A 16,817-nucleotide genomic window follows, 5' to 3' on the forward strand; every position below is an offset into this window, starting at 1 on the left:
CCCTTTCGATCTGGTTGATTTTGCAAATTTAGTATAATCGCAATTATGTTAAATGAAGTAAAATTCTATGGATTTTAATATCCATAGAAATCTTTTAGTATTCATATTTAAAATGAAATTTCCCATTATGAAAAAACCAATAATTTTTTCGATATTATTACTAACTTGTTCCTTTTCATAGGATTTGTTGCACAAAGATTTGAAAGGTAAAACGCCCCTAATTAAGCCAAATTTAAGGCGTAACTTGGCTAAGTGGTCGACCTAATTCCGTAAATCTGTTAAGGACTGCTACACGTGCATGGATCTCATTCACTTGGCTATCAAAACTCCTTGCACTGAGTTTATCTCCTAATAATTTGATGCAATGCATCTTAGTTTCAACCAAACTTCGCCGATGATAGCCTGACCATTTTTTCCATAGTGTCCTGCCTGAGAAGCACTGCTTCGCAAGATTAACCGTTCGAAGCAATTCATTTCGCTCTAGCGAGCTACTCTTTGTATCTTTCCATGGTTTCGCATTTTTTCTAGGTGGAATCACCGCATGCCCTTGCCGATCTGCAATGACCTGACGGCATTGCTTGGTGTCATAAGCTCCATCAGTATAAACAGAGTCAATCCGCTCATCTTGTGGAATCTGATTAAGTAAATCACCAAGCACCTGTGAATCACTGACATTATTGGTTGTAAGCTGAACTGCTCGTATTTGTAGGGTTTTAGCATCTATACCAATATGAAGTTTACGCCATTGGCGACGATATTCAGGTCCATGTTTCTTGCGTTTCCATTCGCCCTCACCTAGAAACTTCATGCCTGTAGAGTCCATGAGTAGATGCAGCCCATCGCTACTTTTTTGGTAGCTGATTACAATATCAATATGCTTTTGTCTTCTACAAAGCGTGGAGTACGAATATCACTGATATTCGGAGCTATCCAATTTAATCCGCAAAGTTTAATCAAACTTTGCACAAAGCCAGTAACCATACGTAAAGACAGACGAAATAAGGATTTAATCATTAAGCAGCATTGGATGGCTGCGTCGGAGTAGGTTTGATTTCGCCCTTGTTTGCCTTTTGATGGCGCATACCATTGCGTAACAGGATCAAACCAAAGGGCAATATTTCCGCGACTCATGAGTGCTCGGTTATATGCGGGCCAATTGGTTGTGCGGTAGATTTTGTGTGTAGGCTTCTTCATTTGAAAATTATATCGCTGAAAAAGCCTTTACAGATAGGTTTGTGCAACAAAGCCCTTTTCATATGCGGATGACAATGAACAATGTGATGGAATTGCATATGCAGCAGACACATTGATGACTTTTCATCAAATGGGTTCAGATGTAGAAAAAGCTAAAAGTATTTATAGCAACCTCTTCAAAGAGGAAGGTGAAATTTTCAATCAGATAGTAGATGAAGTGAAGAAATCACCTGTCTATATACCAAAGAGGAAGAAGCAGAAAAAGCTATAGAAGACTTTAAAAATAAATGGAAAAACTATTGTGTAGAAAACAATATAAAGTGATTCGCAATTGAATTGATTATCTGCATAGTGATTCTAAAGATTTCCTAAAATTAACATAATACACGTTATACGAAATAATTTGTTTTATCCAATATAAATCATAATCTTATATAAATTCGCCCTAGAATTGAATGCACTAGAGCAGTTTTTATATGAATATTCACTCAATTTGCGTATTTTGTCAGAATTTTTCAAAATCATTTTTTAGTGACAGTGAACAAAGGCTCTTCCCTAAGCCTTCATGGTATTAAACCTTCTTCAATTGCATCACTTTAAACAGCACATACAGCAGTAAAATCCATACGGGCTGCATCAGCACCGACAGCATAAAGCCCTGATTCCACATGATGTATAAAATCATCAGCATGAACACCAAAACAAAATAGTTGGTGAACGGTGCAAATAAAGCAGGAAACTTGGTCAGTATGCCCTGTTGCTGCATCGCTTTTCTAAACTTCAAATGAATCAAGCTGATCAGCATCCAATTCAGCACCGCAGCGCTCACCACGATATAAATCAAATAACTCAATGCTTTTTCAGGTAAGAAATAATTCAGCAGCACACAGCCAAAAATCAGCAAAGCAGAAAATAAAACTGCAGCAATCGGTGTCCCGTGCTTATTCACCTGTTTAAAGGCTTTTGGCGCATTGCCCTGTTCTGCCAAACCAAGCAGCATGCGGCTATTGGCATACATGCCGCTATTACAGACCGAAACGGAGGCCGTCAAAATAATAAAATTCAGCAAATGCGCCGCCCAATCAATCCCCATCTGATTAAAAATCATCACAAAAGGACTATGATCCAAACCGCCAAGTTTCAACTGATTCCACGGCACCAGCGACAGCAGTACCGCCAAGGAACAGATATAAAATAAGAACACGCGGATTACGGTCTGATTCACCGCTTTCGGGATATTTTGATCAGGATTTTCAGTTTCAGCCGCCGCCATGCTGATTAATTCAATGCCGCCAAAAGCAAACATCATAAAGGCTAGCATGTAGAATAAGCCTTCAAAACCGTGCGGGAAGAAGCCGCCATGTACCCATAAATTACTAATCGAAGCGGTAGAGTCTGCGCCTGCTGTAAGTAGCAGGTATATACCAAAAATAATCATGGCAACAATCGCCACAACCTTAATCATCGACAGCCAAAATTCAGATTCTGCATACAGTTTGACATTGGCTAAATTGGCTAGCGTAATCACAGCAAAAAACACCAAAACTGAAACCCAAGCAGGCACATGCGGCCACCAGTAATTGATATATTTGCCTATCGCGGTCAGCTCGGTCATCACTACTAAAATATACAGAATCCAGTAGTTCCAGCCCGTTAAAAAGCCCGCAAACTTGCCCCAATACTTAAAAGCAAAATGACTGAATGAACCTGTGACTGGCTCTTGCACGATCATCTCGCCCAGCTGGCGCATAATCAGAAAAGCAATCAAACCACCAATCAAATAGCCCAGAATTATCGATGGTCCAGCCGACTCAATAATATGCGCAGAGCCTAAAAATAGCCCTGTCCCGATTGCGCCACCCATTGCAATCAGCTGAATATGACGGTTCTTTAATCGGCGCTGCAGTTGAGGCATTTCGCTGCTCACAACACGTTCTCATCTTATAAAAAAGTGGATTGTAGCCTGTGCAGCTCTTTGCAGCCAAATATTCGCAGATCATTTCTGTATGAATCATTATGGAATACAGCGCGTGAGCTGCATTTCTCCATAGCACTTGGTCAAATTGATAGGATGGACAATACGGGCCATAAGATTCCACTCGAACAGCCGGAAGCTTTAGCCGCCAGTATACTAAAGTGGCTGAATATATTGTCCCTTTAAATATAAACAGCCCTCAATAGAGAGCTGCTTTTTAGCATTCACTTCACTTGATGGATGATTGATAGTGAATGCAGAACGTCAAACCTATTTATTCATGCTGCGGTGTCATGTAAATCTTTATTTTCGCTGTGGCACTTCAGCCCACCGTGCATAACTCTTCGTGCTTTTCAGCACAGTGTCCGCTTGTTTTGTAGCGACGCCACTATAGTCCTGAGAGAAACTATCTGAATATTCATCAAAACTCGCACCATCAAATAATGGGAAAGTACCGGCTTTTTTCTGAATCACCACATCATCAATCATCCAACCGCGGAAACCGTTATAAAGTTGATCGACTGTTCTGAATTGGAATTTCAGCTGAACATTGGCCTTGCCTGCATATTCATCTAATGAAATTGCTTCTTGCTGAACAGCAGCCGGTGCGAGGTTAAAGCCTAAATTACTGTATGGAATCGGCGCGCGCTCATATGCCGAGGATGGATCTGCCAGCGGGTTTAATCGAGCCAAGGTCTTAAAGCTGTTGCCACCGTCGGTAGAAACTAAAATATTCATCAAATCGAACCCTTGATTATTTGGATTGACCGACTCAATTTCCCACCATGTTTTAAAGCTTAAACTCAAAGGCGCTTGATACTGGCTTAGATTAATGGCAGGTGAGATTAACTCACCCATATTATGGGTATTAGATGTTCCGCCATCAAACTCTGGAGCCATAGATGAATCACTTAAAGCGCCAATAAAGTTGCCATTTACTTTGTCACCATACCAATATGCAGTATTGCCTTGCAGTGGCTCAGGCACCTTGCCTTGACTTTGGTCATTTGGCGCTAAGCGTACACGCTGATTCACTTGATTATTACGAATGTTGTGACCTTTGTTTAGCAACTGCCAATCAACATTGGCCACACTTGGCTGCGACCTTGTCCATGCATTGCGGGTTGCTGAGTCCACTTCAAAAGTTTCACGCCATACCACATCTGCAGATGCTGTTTCGGGCAGCACTTCAAATTGATAGCCCGATGCAGAAGAAGCAATGACTGTAACTTTTTTCGTAATAGTATTAATTCCTGCTCCGTTAATGGTGAGCGTGGCATTTTTCAATGCTTCAAGTAGCGCACTGGATACATTAAATGAAAGCGTGAAATATCCATTGGCATCAGTCAAAGCACTAACAAATGCGCCATTGGTCGCTGTACCGCCAGACAATGACACTTGCGCATTCGCCAAAGGCTTCCCTTTAAAAATCACTTGACCAGACAATGTTCCGACCACTGCATCATTGACTGGTGCATCACTTAGTGTCTGACAGTCTTGGTCTAAGCAGTTGAGAACCACATTCAACACAATGCTCTTATTGGTATTTTTAGGGTGGATCAAGAATGCCGAAACTGCAGACTGTCCATTTTTAGTGACCAAAACATAATATGTGCCTGCAGCCAATTTAGGCAGTTTAACGATGCCTTGAGCATTCGCAAGGTAACTTTGACCTTTAAAATGAGTCGCTGTCGGTAAACTGTTGATCGGTGGAAATAACTGTTCAGAATCATCTGCTGTAATTGTATTTGTTGCTGTTTTCAGACTGCCTGCTTGTACTTTTTGCCATTCTTCATCACTTAAAATCTGAATCGACGCAGCATTTAAAGCAAGATTATTCACATCTAATAAAGTCAGCTCTTCTACGCTCTTTTGTACCATAGCATCGGCAACTGGCTCTGGCGGTACACTCCCTGTCTCGTCACGATCACTACCCCCACATGCCGTTAAACCCAAGACACCCGTGACCATTATTATTTTTACAAAAGCGCTATTTTTCATCTGTTCTGCCCTCTGGCTGTTCCATTTTTAAAAATTGTTATGTCTACATTGAACTCTGCCAGCCCAAACATACTGGTTAAAATTCCAGCAAAATAATAACCAATTTTCATTAAATGCGCAAGTTTCGCATTTTTATGTGATTTTTATCATTCATCCAATTGCCATTGTTTTGCTGTTAAGGGATGCCCATTCCTTCAAAAATGGAATACTAATAAATATCTAATATTGATAAAAACTTTAAAAAATAAAAAATTTACGATATAAATAAAAAAGGTTATAGATAAATTCAAACTTATCCATAACCGAACAATTTAAATTCCATTATGACAATGCAAAGCTTTTTTTAATACATATCAATACGGTTAAATAAAACAACTGCTTAAAACTTTACATATTCTAAAGAAGCTAATCTGTTTACAGTCGCTGGTCCAACAGCACTTACCATAGATATTGCGCATATATTTGCGCGCCCATACGTTTTGCTTGGTTGGTATTGAATGAATCTGCTATGTATTTAAAACCAAAGTTTTCATGTTTGACGGAAAGGCCAAACGAATTGGTTTGGGGTTCAAAATGGATTCCCCACATTAGCCCTGTATTCCAATATGCATTGAGCTGCCAAAGACTTATATACTCATTTGAGATTGAACTGAGTCCTAAACTCCAAGCCTGCTCTGAGTCATAATTTAAATCCGAATAAATTTTAAATGGCAGCTTTTGCGCATAGGTCTTATCTTTATCAAACTCTCCCTGAATATCAAACCGTGGACGCTTATCTTGATCATAGCTGATGTTATATCGTGTGTATGGAGCATCTTGCCAATATAAATATGCCAATGCATCCTGAATATTAATTTTTAAATTCCAATTTTTTGCAATAGCACCTCTTAAAGTCGCATCTAGGGCATAGCCATACCCGCTATGCGCCTGCTCATTCCAGCCCATTTTATCTTCTTTCAAAGCAGGATGATCATAACTGTAATCTATGCTCCCATTCAGCCATTTGACGCGGTCCATAAGCTCTTGCTGATCTGTCGTTACCCCTAGCGCATTAATATGACCATCAATATAATGACGCCCAATTAACGCGGTTATACCCGTTTCTAAATTCCAATTCGAACTAATGGGCCATGTATAGGCAGCCCGAGACCCAACAGTATCAATATGCTGTGCTTCAAGCCTCAAGTCATACGTTGAGTTTGCATCGATAGGCAGTTCATTCTGTATTTGATAATAAAGCTTTGCTGTATCCTCACTGAAATTGAGCGCATAGTCATATCGCCAGATCCAGCTAAAATCCCAATTACCCTGCTTTACGCCCAATTGCATTAAACCATGAGCAAATGCATTTTTTCCTGATTTAAACTTAGAATCATCCCAATCATCTGTAAATGCATGAATCGCTAACGGTTCACTATAAACATCTGCTTGCACTTGATAATAGATAGCCTCTTGTGCATAGCTATAAAACGGGAGCGATAATCCCAATAATACTAATTTTTTTTTCAACATAGAAAAAAGGGGGAACATCGTTACCCCCTCTCCTTAATTCATTATTATGGTGCAATCATTAGCACAGTGTTATCGGTAAATTTCGCAGAATAAATGCTATTCGATACTCTATTGATCGTACCGTAGCTAACAGTACCGACTTTAATATCAGCAGAACTGAATTGATCTAAATCTGGAATTTCTACAAATGCACCATTCGCATGAGATACTCTTGACCAGATAATTGGAGATTGCGCGATCAGATTGTCAGTTTTTACATCTATATTTAATGTATTTTGATCAACTGTAACTTTAAGATTTGCTATCCCTTTTTGGTAATCATTCCTTTTAGCGTTAAGCAGTAAACTGAATGGCTTCACAGCAGCCCCCCCACCTTTTACGTTACCAGAGAGATTAACTGTCAAATCTGCATTAATAAATGCAGCCGCAGATTCGCCTTGGGTAATATCAAAGGTTTTAGTCAGATCATTTTTTAGCTTAATATTTGCATCTAAGCCTAAGTTTTCTGCTCCGCTTAAAGCTTCACCTTTCAAAATAATTTCATATGGAATAATTTGATTAAATGTTTCAGTACCATTTTTGAATTTAACTCGAGCAGCTTTGCTTGAAAGTTCAGTTAAATTCAGCTTCGCGTTCTGAGTTGTTAACAAAACATTTAAAAATTTAAATTGTGCCGTAACCGGAGCATTTTCACTTTCTGAGTCTTCCAGCTTGATATCTGTATCATAAACAACTTGAGCGGTACTGTTGCTATTAAACCCTAAGCTTGATTCTAATCCATCCGCATTTTTAGCTGTGATTTTACCGCCTGAAACTATTTTAAAATTATGCTGTTTTGCAGATGCTGTGAATGGCGCATCCAACTTTAAATTGCTTACAGTAATCAAAACCGCATCGCTAAAAACATCTTTTCCAGTAAAAGTACTGCTATCCCATATATAGTCCATCCAATATTTAGCCGATACACTTCCATTAACAGAAACTGAAGTCGGTGTTACGCTGATTTTAAGACCATTTTTGCTCAAAATATAATCTGGATAATATATCCCCCCATAGGTCGCATCATCCTCTAAAAGTGCCTCTAATTCTGCAGCGGTATAGTCTTTTGTGGAACCTTGAGCATCTTTCTGCGCCAATGAAGCTAAAGTAATGATGAGATCAGAAGCATTACTAATATCATTTCCTGCATTACTTACAGCATCAAATGCAGGCTCATACTGAGACTGCAAACCTTTAAAACTGTCAAAATAGGCAATAATATTGTTCGTAGTTTTGATTAATACTTTAGCTTTCTCTAAATCTGTTGCTGGATTTGATGGGTTAGCTGTTTCCCCATTTGAACCGCCATTATCTGAAGTCCCACCGCTACTAGAAGACCCGCCACCACCACCGCCACATGCAGTTAAAATTACAGAACAGCTTATTGCTAATAAGGTTTTTTTTAAAATCATTATGTTTTTCCCTCTTAAAAATACAAATAAAAAAGCCTTTAAAAATTAAAGGCTTTTAAAAAAAGATTCAAGAACAAAAAGTAACATTAATCCTCTGGATATTCAAAACGGTAGCCGACGCCATACACAGCTTGAATCCATTCATGGCGGTTGCCGGTTTCCGCTGCATCTGAAATCTTACGACGTAAATTTTTAATATGACTATCAATCACACGGTCAGCCACTTCAAAACTGTCCGGATTAATATGATCAAGCAATTGCGCACGTGAATACACCTGCCCTACATGCTCTAAAAACAACTCTAGTAAACGAAACTCTGTTGGCGTTAAGCTCAACGCTTTTTGTTGATACCAAATGCGTTGCTGTGCTTTGTCCATACGGAATAAATCATTCACCTCTGGCTCTGCTTTACGTTCTAAACGACGTAATACTGCTTGCACACGTGCCACCAATTCTTTCGGACTAAACGGTTTGCAGACATAATCGTCAGCACCCATATTAAGCCCCAATACACGGTCAATTTCTTCAGTGCGTGCAGTCACCATAATAATCGGCAGATCAGACTGCTCACGGACTTTACGGCAAATGGTTAAGCCATCCATACGGGGCACCATCAGGTCTAAAATCATCAGACTCGGTTTACGTTGTGTGAAGCTGTCATAGGCTTCTTGCCCATCATGAAACATGCTGACTTCAAAGCCTGCAGCCTCTAGATAATCACGCACCAGCTGTGCAAGTTCCACTTCATCTTCAACCAACATGATATGTTTCATGCATGCTTCCTTTTAATATTTCATCTGTTTGGGAAATGTCAATTTGCAACGCAAACCGCCCAATGGAGAATGATCAAAACTCAATTCTCCGCCCAATGCTCTAGCTATTTTTACGGATAACGCCAATCCTAATCCTGTACCACCAGTTGCACGCGTACGTGAATCATCCACACGATAGAAACGCTCACCTAAACGTGCCAACTGTTCATCAGTTAAACCAAATGGGCTGTCATCAACATACACGGTCCACTGGGTTTCATCTTGCTCAGTATGAACATGCACTTCACCACCAGCTTCCGTATAACGAATACTGTTACCCAATAAGTTGACCATAATCTGTTTAAAACGGTCTATATCTAATTGTAATGAAGTGCCATCGCCCGTTGCTGTAATTTTCAAATCGGCTTGTTCAAACTTCGGTTTAAAGCTTTCAACCTCCTGCACAACGACATCCCACGGATTAATCGTAGTGAGATAACAATTTAATTGCTGTGCATCAGCTTGCGCCAAATCAGCCAAATCTTTGGTCAATTTTTTCAGACTACTGACTTGATTCAACATCGAAGTAAAATGCTCTGGCGTTGGCTTACGAATACCGTCCTGCATCGCCTCAATTTGAGCCTGTAACACGGCCAATGGCGTTTTCAATTCATGTGAAGTATCGGCCACCCATTGACGACGTGACGTTTCATGCTGATCGAGAATTACGGCCAACTGATTCAATTCATTCGATAAATCACCAAGCTCATCATTACGGTTCACTGCAACTTGATGTTGATAATTGCCCTTGGTTAATTCACGTGTTCCCATTAACAAACGCTGAATCGGTTTTTTAAAGTATGTTGCCAATAACAATGCTGCAATCAAACTTGCAATAAACGTAAGCACATAAACCAATAATAAATAACGTTTTTGCTTACTAAAGAAGTTAATACTGATCGCATCATCTTGATCGAGGACAGGTTTGAGCCCCAAATATCCCACGATTTGATTATTCACCATAATCGGACGATAAGAGATTTGTTCATCTGTCGGCTCACCCACAACAAATTGGCGATGTGCATCATATAAAGATAAACGCGAACTCAAGCCCAAGCGGTCAGGCATTTGGATAAATTGTTTCTTACCACCATTATTACTGTTACTTTGTGAGGATTGATCTTCATCTTTTTCATCTGTGTTCGACTCTTTTGGACGGAATACATTTTGGTTCGTACTTAAAGGAAATTTTAAACCTTCAAAGGGTTGGAACTCAGATGGTAAGTTTTGTTCCAGCCATTTCAGCTCTTCAATTTTTTGCTCTGCCGTTTGCTGTGGTGTTGCCAGCATCGATGCTGCATTCAAACTATGATCTTGAAAATAGCGCTGCTGCAATGCAATGTCATATTGACGACGTAACCACCACCGAGAGAGACGATCATAGTCATCTGGTGCTGCCTGCCCTTCAATTTGCAGAATCTGTGCCTGAATCGCATTGCCCCAATCATGATAGACCGTATACACATCGGCTAAATTTTCAATGACATGGTCAAGCTTTTGCATCTCGACATCGGCCACATATTTGGTGAAATTACGCTGCATATTCCAATGCAAAACGCCAAGACTTACCGTTGTGATGACGAGCGTCGTCAACAGCACAGTCAGAAACAAGCGTAGGGCAATCGGGATACGACGTATTTTCAAAAGAGAACTCTCATTTTTCTTCTATATTCATTATTGTAGCGAACACGCAACTAAAAAACTCTCCATTGTTTCTACATCTTTATTATTTAATCTTTAACCATCGGAAAAATATCTAATCTGGTGGGGGTAAAGACTATGAAACAAATGACTAAAATGGCTTTAATCGGTGCAAGCGTATTGAGCATGGGTGCATTAACTGCCTGTCAATCGACAACCGCACCAAAAGATAACGATCATGGCCGTATGATGAAACAACATCATGGTGATCAAGATCGTCGTATGTCACCTGAGCAACGTGAACATTTTAAACAAATGCGTGCCGAGCAACGTCAAGTGTTTGCTGATATGCAAAAAGCTTGTAATGGCAAGACGACAGGTTCAACTGTTCAAGTAAAAGCTGGCGAAAAAAACATTGATGGTACATGTACCATGGTGTTCAAAGCAGACCGTAAAGACATGAAAAAAGCACGTAGTGAACACAAACCTATGCGTGGTGAACATCGTCCAATGCGTGGCAACATACGTGGTCAGATGCAACGAGGTGAGCCACTGACTGATGCAAAACGTGCAGAGCTGACTAAACAGTTTGATCAGCGTTTAGCGGAACGCCAAGCCAAACAACAAGCGATTATGAAAGCATGCCAAGGCAAAACCGATGGCAGCGCGGTTGCGATTAAAGTTGGCGAACAGCAGATCAACGGTAAATGTGAAGTTCGCTTCCAACCTAAAGCCCCTGTTGCCCCGACGCCAGCACCAGTGAAATAATCCAAACTTAGATCGCAATATCATTGCATAAAAAAAGGCACTCCCAGGAGTGCCTTTTTTATTGGACATATCTTTTTACGCTTTTTGACTATTTGTGTCATTCATTTTCAGCCAAAAGTGTTTACACTCAATGTACTTAGCATTTTCAAGGGATATTTCTTTGACTTTACAGTCACCAACAAATCGCCCTGAAATGCTTGTACCCAATAAGAAGATGTTGCACGATTAGAACCATTCCAATACGTGTCATTGAAGACACGTTCAAATGTTATTTAGGATTACTAACGCTGGTAGAAACCAGTATTGAGGAAAACGATATGCCACAATACAAAGCGCCCTTACGTGATATGCAATTTGTTCTGCATGAACTTTTAAAAGCAGAAGATCACTATGCACAACTGCCTGCATTTTCTGACACCGTAAGTCGTGAGTTGGTTGACCAATATCTAGAAGCTGCTGCTGACTTCTGTGAAAATGAACTTTCTCCTCTTAACCAAGTCGGCGACCGTGAAGGTTGTACTTGGAATGATGGCGTTGTAACAACACCAACTGGTTTTAAAGAAGCGTATCAAAAATATATCGAACTCGGTTTCCCATCTCTATCTGCTGAAGAGCAATACGGCGGTCAAGGCTTACCGGTTTCTTTAGGCAACATCATTTCAGAAATGGTGGGTACGTCGAACTGGGCATGGGGTATGTACCCTGGTCTGTCTCACGGTGCTGTACGTACTTTAGAACACCACGGTTCTCAAGAGCAAAAAGACACTTACCTTCCTAAACTTGTTTCAGGTGAATGGACTGGTACCATGTGCTTAACAGAATCTCATGCAGGTTCTGACTTAGGTATCATCCGCTCTAAAGCTGAACCGCAAGCGGATGGCAGTTATGCAATTTCTGGCGAGAAAATCTTTATCTCTGCTGGTGAACACGACATGGCTGAAAACATCATCCATATCGTCCTTGCTCGTCTTCCAGGTGCACCAAAAGGCACGAAAGGTATTTCATTATTCATCGTACCTAAATTCAATGTAAATGCTGATGGCTCAATTGGTGAGCGCAATGCGGTACGTTGTGGTTCGATTGAACACAAAATGGGTATCCATGGTAACGCGACTTGTGTCATCAACTTTGATAACGCAAAAGGCTTCTTGATTGGCCCTGAAAACCGCGGTCTAAACTGCATGTTCACATTCATGAACACTGCTCGTATCGGTACTGCTGTACAAGGTCTTTCAGCTTCTGAAGGCGCTTTCCAAGGTGCACTTGCTTACGCAAAAGACCGTTTGGCAATGCGTTCACTTTCAGGCCCTAAAGCACCTGAAAAAGAAGCAGATCCAATTATCGTTCACCCTGCAGTACGCAACATGCTGCTTACGCAAAAATCATTTGCTGAAGCTGGTCGTGCTCTGGTTTACTTATTATCTTTCCATGCCGATATCGTGGAACAAGGTGCAACGGAAGAAGAACGTAAATTCTCTGACAACATTTTGTCTCTATTAACACCAATTGCTAAAGCATTCTTAACTGAAACAGGTTCTGAGTCTGCTAAACACGGTGTTCAAGTATTCGGCGGTCATGGTTTCATTTCAGAACACGGTATGGAGCAGATCGTACGTGATACACGTATCTCTTGCTTGTACGAAGGTACGACTGAAATTCAAGCGATTGACTTGTTAGGCCGTAAAGTATTGGGTACTCAAGGTGCAATGTTGAAAGACTTCACCAAGATCATCCATAAATTTGTTGAAGCTAACAAAGACAACGCTGCCATGAAAGAATTTGTTGAGCCGCTTGCTGCGCTAAACAAAGAATGGGGCGACCTAACTATGCAGATTGGTATGAAAGCAATGCAAAACCCAGAAGAAGTGGGTGCTGCTGCGGTCGATTACCTGTACTTCTCTGGTTATGTAACGCTTGCTTACTTATGGGCTCGTATGGCGTTAGTTGCACAAGAAACTTTAGCTGCAGGAACAACAGATGTTGATTTCTACAATGCAAAAGTAACGACTGCCCGTTTCTACTTCAAGAAAATCTTACCGCGTGTTCGCTCTCATGTAGAAGTGATCGCAGGTGGCCTAGATCCTCTTATGGCATTGGATGCAGAACACTTTGCATTCTAATGTGAATATCTAAAACATATTCAAAAAATTGTACTCTTGAGTGCAGAAATAGAGAAAGGACGGTCATAGCATTGGCAGTCCTTTTTCTTTATAAATAGTCCCATAATTTTACTTTGGTCAATTTTCTCCACGCTTTATGTCGATACAAATTGCCCCAAGTCCACAGATTCAAACAATAAACAGGTGAACGAACATGCCAATTTATAATGCGCCGCTTGCAGATATGAAATTCATCTTAAATGATGTTTTTAAAGCAGAACAATTCTGGCAAAACAACGAAAATCTTGCTCACGTTGATGCTGCTACTGCAGAAGCCATTCTTGAAGAAATGGCAAAATTTGCGCAAAACGTCACTCATCCTTTAAACCGCACAGGTGATGAAGAAGGCGCAACCTATAGCAATGGCAATGTCACGACTCCTGCTGGTTTCAAAGAAGCATTTAAACAATATGCAGAAGGTGGCTGGATTGGTCTAGGCGCAGATGAAGAATGGGGCGGTCAAGGCATGCCAAAAATGCTGACTGTTCTGTCTGACGAAATGCTGTTTGCAACCAACCCATCATTCATGCTCTACCCGCTTCTTTCTGTAGGTGCAGGCATGGCATTAAACAGCTATGCATCACAAGAGCAAAAAGAAACTTATTTGCCAAAAATGTATACAGGCGAATGGTCAGGCACGATGTGCTTAACTGAACCGCATGCAGGTACAGATTTAGGTATTATCAAAACTAAAGCTGAACGTAATGAAGACGGTACTTATAACATTACTGGTACGAAAATCTTCATCACTGGCGGTGACCACGACCTTTCTGAAAATATCATCCACTTAGTTTTAGCGAAAACGCCTGATGCGCCTGCGGGCTCACGCGGAATTTCACTCTTCATCGTACCTAAATTCTTGGTGAATGCAGATGGTTCATTGGGTGAGCGTAATGCTGTAGGCCCTGGTTCTATTGAACATAAAATGGGGATCAAAGCGTCTGCAACATGTGTGATGAACTTTGATGGCGCGAAAGGCTACCTGGTTGGTAAAGAAAATGAAGGCCTTGCAGCGATGTTCGTCATGATGAACTACGAACGTCTGTCTATGGGTATTCAAGGCCTAGGTGCTTCTGAATTTGCTTATCAAAATGCAGCGCAATATGCGACTGATCGTTTACAAGGCCGTAGCGCTTCTGGCGTGCAATCCCCTGCTAAACCAGCAGACAGCATCCTTGTACACGGCGATGTACGTCGTATGTTGCTAAATGCACGTGCCAACAATGAAGCATCTCGTGCATTTGCAGTTTATGTCGGTCAACAACTGGACATTACCAAGTTCTCTACGGATCCAGAAGCAGTCAAAGCAGCCAATAACCGTGTTGCGCTGTTAACACCAATTGCAAAAGCGTATTTAACAGATACCGCTTTCCAAGCAACACTGGATGCGCAAATGGTATTTGGTGGTCATGGCTTTATTCGTGAATGGGGTATGGAACAATGTATCCGTGACCTGCGTATTGCACAGATTTACGAAGGAACCAACGGTGTTCAGTCTCAAGACTTAATTGGTCGTAAAACCATTAAGTGCAATGGTGAATTCATTGCTGAATATATCCAAGAAATCCGTGATTTTGCCAATAACTTAGATGCCAGCTTGAACTACATCAAAGATGCAACCTTAGATGCAGCAGCTGAAGTTGAAGCTGTGACTCAATATGTACTTGAAGCTGCTCGTGAAAACATTGAGTTCCCGAACTCAGCAGCCGTTGATTACCTACATGCTGTAGGCTTACTCAGCTTTGCCTATATGTTTGCCCGCATTGCAGATGCAGCAAAAGACAAAGATGGCGAGTTCTACCAAAACAAACTTGCACTGACTCTTTACTTCACGCAGCGTATTTTGCCTGAATTGGCTTTACGCATTGCTAAAGTGAAAGCAGGTTCTGAAGTGATCATGAACTTCTCTGAAGATTACTTTACCAACCAAGCTTAATTAGCCGTACAAAATCAAAAATGCCCGATTTATCGGGCATTTTTTTATTCATTGTAGTGATAATATTTCCTGACTGACCTAGCCATTTCAGAATTCGCATTTTCCAAAGCTTTTGCCACATTCATCGCATCTACAGCACTTCGGTTTTGACTGACTTTAAATTTCCCGATCATCGACTGGATATCGACTTCAATCGCCACAATTTTCTCTAACTGTTCAGCAATAAAATCATGAGGCGCATCGCCCATTTTCCACGGCACGGGTTGGCTAGCTTCATGTTGTCGAGTCAACCGAGCCAGAACCCCTCGTAAATATTTTTCATCGTCAACTTTACGAATTGTGCCTTTGACATGCACCACACGGTAATTCCATGTCGGCACAACGCGATGATGTTCCTGCTTGCCGTCATACCAATTTGGCGAAATATATGCTTCGTCGGCATGAAAAATCACATAGGTTTGTGCTGACTGATTTAGCAATTCAAACATTGGATTGGCCTTAGCAATATGACCGCGTAATATACCCAATTCGCCTGACTCAGTGTCATATTCTAGTGGTAAATGATTCACTTCCAACTCACCATTGGGTGCCGTCAGTATTACTGTCGCCAAAGCATGCTTACGCATAAGATCAATCAGATCAAGGAGTTCATTCTGTTTAAAATGCGTTGGTTGATACATCGTCGCTTCATTCTTATAGGATAAAATTTAAGCTCAAACTTAACATTAAAGACTTTATTGAACCTAAAAAATATTTTTGTCATATGCGCTTCATGTGCATGAAATTTGCTTGGTATTTAATGACTTGTTCTTGATTGAATATTCACGCAATTTACACAGGAGGAAGATATATGAAACACCGTGATCCTAAAGTAGAAAAAATTGAAGCCCTCCTCGACCGACTTGGCAATCTTGCTGTAGAAGGTTTTCATTATCTTGCGCTGTTTGTCATCGGCTGTATGATTTTATGGTCTGCGGGTCATACCATTTTTGAAATTATTACAGTTAAGCAATTCGCCACGATTGACGATATTTTATTATTGTTTATTTACCTCGAACTCGGTGCCATGGTTGGTATTTATTTTAAAACCAACCACATGCCTGTTCGCTTCCTGATTTATATTGCTATTACTGCCCTGACCCGTTTACTGATTTCGGACATTCAACATGACCATAAAGCGGATATGGGCTTGGTCATTACTACAGGTTCGATCCTCATCCTTGCTGTGGCCATTTTGATTGTGCGCTATGCCTCTTGGACATATCCTTCGGTTATTCGAGATAAGCATTCCGAGAAGCCACTGCCTGAAGGAAAAACCCCACGTCCGCAAGATGATGAGTTAGCTTAGTCTTATTAAAGCCCCTCTTT

12 protein-coding genes and 1 pseudogene are annotated in these 16,817 nt (G+C 40.8%); 5 read left to right on the top strand and 8 right to left on the bottom strand.

Annotation, left to right across the window (positions count from 1 at the left end):
- Window positions 1-232 precede the first annotated feature (232 nt).
- A pseudogene (locus FTU75_RS15710) lies at window positions 233-1,194 on the bottom strand (IS5 family transposase).
- Between the two features lie 115 nt (window positions 1,195-1,309).
- On the opposite strand from FTU75_RS15710, the gene FTU75_RS15715 reads away from it, so the two are divergent.
- The gene (locus FTU75_RS15715) at window positions 1,310-1,465 is read left to right on the top strand and encodes a 3-hydroxybutyryl-CoA dehydrogenase (RefSeq protein WP_257223815.1); all 156 of its coding nucleotides are present in this window, start codon (window positions 1,310-1,312) and stop codon (window positions 1,463-1,465) included.
- A 300-nt stretch (window positions 1,466-1,765) separates the two neighbouring features.
- On the opposite strand, the gene FTU75_RS15720 is transcribed toward FTU75_RS15715, so the two are convergent.
- From FTU75_RS15720 to baeS, 6 genes are all read right to left on the bottom strand, one after another.
- Complete coding sequence (locus FTU75_RS15720) at window positions 1,766-3,121, bottom strand: amino acid permease (RefSeq protein WP_180116386.1); 1,356 nt, start codon at window positions 3,119-3,121, stop codon at window positions 1,766-1,768.
- Window positions 3,122-3,472: 351 nt separating this feature from the next.
- Window positions 3,473-5,170 carry a carboxypeptidase regulatory-like domain-containing protein gene (locus FTU75_RS15725; RefSeq protein WP_180116387.1) on the bottom strand — a complete coding sequence of 566 codons (1,698 nt, stop codon included), beginning with the start codon at window positions 5,168-5,170 and terminating at the stop codon, window positions 3,473-3,475.
- 438 nt (window positions 5,171-5,608) lie between these two features.
- The gene (locus FTU75_RS15730) at window positions 5,609-6,700 is read right to left on the bottom strand and encodes a hypothetical protein (protein ID WP_233945001.1); all 1,092 of its coding nucleotides are present in this window, start codon (window positions 6,698-6,700) and stop codon (window positions 5,609-5,611) included.
- Window positions 6,701-6,726: 26 nt separating this feature from the next.
- Window positions 6,727-8,133: a hypothetical protein gene (locus tag FTU75_RS15735; protein ID WP_218948376.1), complete on the bottom strand. Its 1,407-nt coding sequence runs from the start codon at window positions 8,131-8,133 to the stop codon at window positions 6,727-6,729.
- Between the two features lie 86 nt (window positions 8,134-8,219).
- The gene (locus FTU75_RS15740; RefSeq protein WP_078191240.1) at window positions 8,220-8,906 is read right to left on the bottom strand and encodes a response regulator; all 687 of its coding nucleotides are present in this window, start codon (window positions 8,904-8,906) and stop codon (window positions 8,220-8,222) included.
- Between the two features lie 12 nt (window positions 8,907-8,918).
- Window positions 8,919-10,589: a sensor histidine kinase efflux regulator BaeS gene (gene baeS / locus FTU75_RS15745; protein WP_180116388.1), complete on the bottom strand. Its 1,671-nt coding sequence runs from the start codon at window positions 10,587-10,589 to the stop codon at window positions 8,919-8,921.
- Between the two features lie 135 nt (window positions 10,590-10,724).
- Here baeS and FTU75_RS15750 point away from each other — a divergent pair, with 135 nt between their 5' ends.
- From FTU75_RS15750 to FTU75_RS15760, 3 genes are all read left to right on the top strand, one after another.
- Complete coding sequence (locus tag FTU75_RS15750) at window positions 10,725-11,354, top strand: hypothetical protein (protein ID WP_180116389.1); 630 nt, start codon at window positions 10,725-10,727, stop codon at window positions 11,352-11,354.
- Between the two features lie 317 nt (window positions 11,355-11,671).
- Window positions 11,672-13,474 (top strand): acyl-CoA dehydrogenase C-terminal domain-containing protein, encoded by a 1,803-nt coding sequence (locus FTU75_RS15755; RefSeq protein WP_078194152.1) that lies wholly within the window; start codon window positions 11,672-11,674, stop codon window positions 13,472-13,474.
- A gap of 193 nt (window positions 13,475-13,667) precedes the next feature.
- Entirely contained in the window at window positions 13,668-15,449 is a 1,782-nt protein-coding gene (locus tag FTU75_RS15760; protein ID WP_078194153.1) for an acyl-CoA dehydrogenase C-terminal domain-containing protein, read from the top strand.
- Window positions 15,450-15,493: 44 nt separating this feature from the next.
- Here FTU75_RS15760 and FTU75_RS15765 read toward each other — a convergent pair whose 3' ends face one another.
- On the bottom strand, window positions 15,494-16,129 hold the full coding sequence (locus tag FTU75_RS15765; protein WP_180116390.1) for an FMN-binding negative transcriptional regulator: 636 nt from the start codon (window positions 16,127-16,129) through the stop codon (window positions 15,494-15,496).
- Window positions 16,130-16,299: 170 nt separating this feature from the next.
- On the opposite strand from FTU75_RS15765, the gene FTU75_RS15770 reads away from it, so the two are divergent.
- Complete coding sequence (locus tag FTU75_RS15770; protein WP_180026737.1) at window positions 16,300-16,797, top strand: phosphate-starvation-inducible protein PsiE; 498 nt, start codon at window positions 16,300-16,302, stop codon at window positions 16,795-16,797.
- Window positions 16,798-16,817: the final 20 nt, after the last annotated feature.

The sequence above is a fragment of the Acinetobacter sp. YH12140 genome (genome assembly GCF_013418475.1).
Lineage (GTDB): Bacteria > Pseudomonadota > Gammaproteobacteria > Pseudomonadales > Moraxellaceae > Acinetobacter > Acinetobacter amyesii.

Coding starts and splice junctions, on each gene's coding strand:
- FTU75_RS15730 (WP_233945001.1), bottom strand. CDS start 6,700: ATGTTCCCCCTTTTTTCTATGTTGAAAAAAAAATTAGTATTATTGGGA.
- FTU75_RS15725 (WP_180116387.1), bottom strand. CDS start 5,170: ATGAAAAATAGCGCTTTTGTAAAAATAATAATGGTCACGGGTGTCTTG.
- FTU75_RS15770 (WP_180026737.1), top strand. CDS start 16,300: ATGAAACACCGTGATCCTAAAGTAGAAAAAATTGAAGCCCTCCTCGAC.
- FTU75_RS15755 (WP_078194152.1), top strand. CDS start 11,672: ATGCCACAATACAAAGCGCCCTTACGTGATATGCAATTTGTTCTGCAT.
- FTU75_RS15750 (WP_180116389.1), top strand. CDS start 10,725: ATGAAACAAATGACTAAAATGGCTTTAATCGGTGCAAGCGTATTGAGC.
- FTU75_RS15765 (WP_180116390.1), bottom strand. CDS start 16,129: ATGTATCAACCAACGCATTTTAAACAGAATGAACTCCTTGATCTGATT.
- FTU75_RS15740 (WP_078191240.1), bottom strand. CDS start 8,906: ATGAAACATATCATGTTGGTTGAAGATGAAGTGGAACTTGCACAGCTG.
- FTU75_RS15735 (WP_218948376.1), bottom strand. CDS start 8,133: ATGATTTTAAAAAAAACCTTATTAGCAATAAGCTGTTCTGTAATTTTA.
- FTU75_RS15760 (WP_078194153.1), top strand. CDS start 13,668: ATGCCAATTTATAATGCGCCGCTTGCAGATATGAAATTCATCTTAAAT.
- FTU75_RS15715 (WP_257223815.1), top strand. CDS start 1,310: ATGACTTTTCATCAAATGGGTTCAGATGTAGAAAAAGCTAAAAGTATT.